Here is a 5,132-nt window from a genome sequence, read left to right as displayed (position 1 = left end):
CCGCGTTCCCGGCGTTCGCTGATGCCTTTGATGCGGTGTGCGCGGAGCTTGATGCGCACCTTGAGCGTCCGTTGCGGGATGTGGTGTTCGGTGACGATGGCGAGCTGCTGAATCAGACCGGGTTCACGCAGCCGGCGTTGTTCGCCGTTGAGGTGGCGTTGTTCCGGTTGGTGGAGTCGTGGGGTGTGTGGCCTGATTTCCTGGCCGGGCATTCGGTGGGTGAGTTGGCCGCCGCGCACGTGGCTGGGGTGCTGTCGCTGGCCGATGCGGCTGCGCTTGTGGCGGCTCGTGGTCGCCTGATGCAGGCCCTGCCTGCCGGTGGTGTGATGGTCGCCGTGCAGGCGTCGGAGGACGAGGTCCTGCCGCTGCTCGTCGGCTACGAGGACCGGGTCGGGATCGCGGCCGTCAACGGTCCGCAGGCCGTGGTCCTGTCCGGCGCCGAAGCGGCCGTCACCGAGATCGCCGAACAGCTCGCCGCTCAGGGGCGTAAGACGAAGGCGCTGGCGGTCTCGCACGCCTTTCACTCGCCGCTGATGGAGCCGATGCTCGCGGAGTTCCGGGCCGTGGCGCGTAGCGTGTCGTTCGCCGCGCCGACCCTTCCGGTCGTCTCGACGCTGACGGGCCGCCCGGCCTCCGCCGAGGAGCTGTGCGACCCCGAGTACTGGGTGCGGCACGTGCGTCAGGCGGTCCGCTTCGCGGACGCCGTCGAGACGCTCGCGGCGGAGGGCGCCGAGACCTTTCTGGAGATCGGCCCCGGCGGGGTGCTGACCGCCCTCGCCCAGGACGTCACCGAAGGCGAGAGCGGCGAGGGCACCGTGGCCGTTCCGGCCCTGCGCGCCGACCGCTCCGAAGACGTGGCGATCACGACGGCGATCGCCCAGCTGCACGTACGCGGCGTCACCGTCGACTGGGCGGAGGTCTTCGCCGGCCGGGGTGCCCACCGCGTCGACCTGCCGACCTACGCCTTCCAGCGCAGCCGCTACTGGCTCGCCAACCCCGCCGCGACCGTCGACCCCGCGGCGATCGGCCTCGCCGACGCCGGCCACCCCATGCTGGGCGCCACGGTCGGTCTGCCGGACGGCGGCATGGTCCTCACCGGGCGGCTGTCCCTGACCACGCACCCCTGGCTCGCCGACCACGCCGTGTCCGGTGTGGTGATCGTGCCCGGCACGGCGTTCGTCGAGCTCGCCCTGCGCGCCGCCGACGAGGCCGGGCGCGGCGGCGTCGAGGAGCTGACGCTGTCCGCACCGCTGGTGCTGCCCGAGCACGGCGCGGTGCAGCTCCGGCTCACCGTCGGCGCCCAGGACGCCACGGGACGGTGCGCCCTGGCCCTGTACTCCCGGCCCGAGGACGCCCTCGGCGCGGGGGAGTGGACGCTCCACGCCGACGGGACGCTCGCCCCGGACGACGCGTTCGAGGCCCCGCTCGCCGACCTCACCGCCTGGCCGCCCCCGGGCGCCGAGCGCGTCGTCACCGACGACATCTACGACCGGCTCACGGAGCTCGGCTTCGGCTACGGACCCGTCTTCCGAGGGCTGCGAGCCGCCTGGCGGCAGGGCGACACCCTGTTCGCCGAGGCGGCCCTGCCCGAGGAACAGGCGCCGGACGCCGACGCCTACGGGCTCCACCCCGCCCTCCTCGACTCCGCGCTGCACGCCTCGTGGCTGGGCATGCTGTCGGGGTCCGGGACCGGACAGGGCCTGCTGCCGTTCGCCTGGGGCGCGGTGAGCCTGCGGGTCGGCGGGACGCCCGTACTCCGCATTCGGCTGACCCCCGCCGGCACGGACGCCGTCTCGGTGCTGGTCGCCGACGGCGACGGGCAGCCGGTCGCCTCGATCGGCTCGCTCGCGCTGCGTCCGGTCTCCGTCGAGCAACTGCGCGGGGCCGTGGCCAGGTCCGGGCAGTCCGGGCAGGACTCCCTCTTCCGGATGGAGTGGATACCCGCCACGGGCACGCCGTCGGCGGACGTCCCGCTGCCGGGCCCGGTCACCACGTTCGCCGCCCTCGAGGAGGACACGGACGCGGCCGTGCCCGCGTTCGTCCTCGCGCCGGTCGAGGCGGAGGAGAGGACTCAGGAGACTCAGGGGACTCAGCCGTCGGCCGCCGCCGTACGGGCGACCACCCTGCGCGCCCTGGAGCTCGTACAGCGGTGGCTCGCCGACGAGCGGTTCACCGGCTCCCGCCTGGTGCTCGTGACGCGCGACGCCGTCCCGCCCGGCGACGAGCCGCACGCGCTCGACCCGGCGCAGGCCGCCGTGTGGGGCCTCGTACGGTCGGCGCAGTCGGAGAACCCGGACCGCTTCGTGCTGGTCGACCTCGACGGGAACGGGGACCTGGAGACGGCCCTGCGTGCCGCCGTCGGCAGCGGCGAGCCCCAACTGGCCGTACGAGGCGATGCGATACTGCTGCCCCGGCTGACGCGGACGGCCGCGAGCACGCCGCAGGACCCGCCGCTCTCCTTCGCTGCCGAGGGCACCACCCTCGTCACCGGTGCGACGGGCACGCTGGGTCGGCTCGTCGCCCGGCACCTGGTGACCGAACACGGCGTACGGCACCTCCTGCTGGCCGGGCGCCGGGGACGGGCCGCCGAGGGCGCCACTGCCTTCGAGGCCGAGCTCGGCGCGCTGGGCGCCGACGTGGTCACCGTGGCCTGCGACGTGGCGGATCGCGACGCGCTCGCCGCCGTGCTGGCCGCGATACCGGCCGAGCACCCGCTGACCGCCGTGGTGCACGCCGCCGGCGTCACGGACGACGGCATCGTGTCCGCCCTGACCCCCGAACGCGTCGACCGGGTCCTGCGCCCCAAGGTGGACGCCGCACTCAACCTGCACGAACTCACACGGCACACCGACCTCTCGGCCTTCGTGCTCTTCTCCTCCGTCTCCGCCACCCTCGGCGGCGCCGGCCAGGCCAACTACGCCGCCGCGAACTCCTTCCTCGACGCCCTGGCACAGCGCCGCCGGGCGGCCGGACTCCCGGCGCTCTCGCTGGCCTGGGGCCTGTGGGCCGAAGGCAGCGGCATGACCGGCAAGCTGGACTCGGCCGACCTCGCCCGCATCCGGCGCATGGGCCTGGCCGCGATGGACTCCGCCGAGGGCCTCGCCCTCTTCGACGCCGCCCACACGGCCGACGGCGACGTCCTCTATCCCGTCCGCCTCGACACCGCCGGGCTCCGTGCCCGTGCTGCCGACGGCGACGTGCCCGCCCTGCTGCGCGGCCTGGTCCCGGCATCCACGCGACGCGTACGGACGAGCCGGCAGGCCGGCGGGGACACGACGGGCCGTCAGGACGCCGCCTCGACCCTGGCCCAGAGCCTGGCCGGGCTCGGCGCGGCGGAGCAGGAACGCGCCCTGCTGGAGCTCGTACGCCGGCAGATCGCCACCGTACTGGGCCACGCCTCGCCCGAGCAGATCGAGCCCGAACGCGCCTTCAAGGAACTGGGCTTCGACTCCCTCACCGCCGTCGAGCTCCGCAACCTCCTCAACGCCGCCTCCGGCACCCGGCTTCCGGCCACCCTCGTCTTCGACCACCCCAACCCCGTCGCTCTCGCCCGCCACCTGCGCGGGGAGCTGCTCGGTTCCTCCGTCGAGGAGCGGCAGCCGGTGCCGGTGCCGGCGACGGCCGTCCCCGTCGACGACCCCATCGCCATCGTCGGCATGAGCTGCCGCTACCCGGGCGGCGTCCGCTCGCCCGAGGACCTGTGGCGCCTGGTCGCCGAGGGAACGGACGCGGTCGGCGGCTTCCCGTCGGACCGTGGCTGGGACGTCGAGTCCCTCTACCACCCCGATCCGGACCACGCCGGTACGAGCTATGCGCGCGAGGGCGGTTTCCTGTACGAGGCCGGTGACTTCGACCCGGGGTTCTTCGGAATCTCGCCGCGCGAGGCGCTGGCCATGGACCCGCAGCAGCGGTTGCTGCTGGAGACGTCGTGGGAGGCGTTCGAGCGGGCGGGTATCGACCCGGCGGCGATGCGGGGCTCGCGTACGGGCGTCTTCGCGGGCGTCATGTACCACGACTACGGCTCGCGACTGTCCACCATCCCCGAGGGCTTCGAAGGCTACGTCGTCAACGGCAGCGCGGGCAGCATCGCCTCAGGCCGGGTGGCGTACACCTTCGGGCTGGAGGGCCCGGCCGTGACCGTGGACACGGCCTGCTCGTCGTCGCTGGTCGCGCTGCACCTGGCGGCGCAGGCACTGCGGCAGGGCGAGTGCGAGATGGCGCTGGTCGGCGGCGTGACCGTCATGGCCACGCCGAACATCTTCGTCGAGTTCAGCCGCCAACGGGGACTGGCCGCGGACGGCCGCTGCAAGGCCTTCTCCGCCGACGCCGACGGCACGGGCTGGGCCGAGGGCGCGGGCATGCTCCTGGTGGAGCGGCTGTCGGACGCGCGGCGCAACGGGCACGAGGTGCTGGCCGTGGTCCGGGGGAGTGCCATCAACCAGGATGGCGCGTCGAACGGTCTGACGGCTCCGAACGGTCCGGCGCAGCAGCGGGTGATCCGGCAGGCGTTGGCCGGTGCGGGTCTGTCGGCTGCGGATGTGGATGTGGTCGAGGCGCACGGTACGGGTACGACGTTGGGTGACCCGATCGAGGCGCAGGCGGTGTTGGCGACGTACGGTCAGGATCGGCCGGAGGGTCGTCCGCTGTGGCTGGGGTCGCTGAAGTCCAATATCGGGCACACGCAGGCGGCGGCGGGTGTGGCGGGCATCATCAAGATGGTGCAGGCGATGCGGCACGGTGTGTTGCCGAAGACGCTGCATGTCGATGAGCCGTCGCCGCATGTGGATTGGTCGGCGGGCGAGGTGCGGTTGCTGACGGAGCCTGTCGAGTGGGCGGTGGGTGCCGGTGACGGGCGTCCGCGTCGGGCGGGTGTGTCGTCGTTCGGTGTGAGCGGGACGAACGCGCACGTCATCGTCGAGCAGGCGCCGGAGGAGGCGCGGGCCGACGGCGGGCGTGACGATCGCGGTGCGGGCGTTGGCGTTGCGGTGCCGTGGCTGCTCTCCGGTCGTGACGCGGCGGCCCTGCGGGCCCAGGCGGAGCGCCTTCTGGCGTACGTACGGACCCACCCCGAGCCGGGCCCGGTCGATATCGGCTTCACTTTGGCCACGGCGCGCGCCGCCTTGGAACGGCGC

Annotated in this window: 1 protein-coding gene; it reads left to right on the top strand. The window is 73.8% G+C overall.

Annotated elements, in window-relative coordinates; all coding sequences use genetic code 11:
* The coding region (locus tag AB4K12_RS31145; RefSeq protein WP_368438151.1) for an SDR family NAD(P)-dependent oxidoreductase at nt 1–5,132 on the top strand (5,132 nt) is incomplete at both ends.

It is taken from the genome of Streptomyces sp. C36, assembly GCF_040932295.1.
Classification (GTDB): Bacteria; Actinomycetota; Actinomycetes; order Streptomycetales; family Streptomycetaceae; genus Streptomyces; species Streptomyces triculaminicus.
The sequence above is the reverse complement of the archived record's forward strand: the minus strand, read 5'-3'. Positions and strand labels throughout refer to the sequence as shown.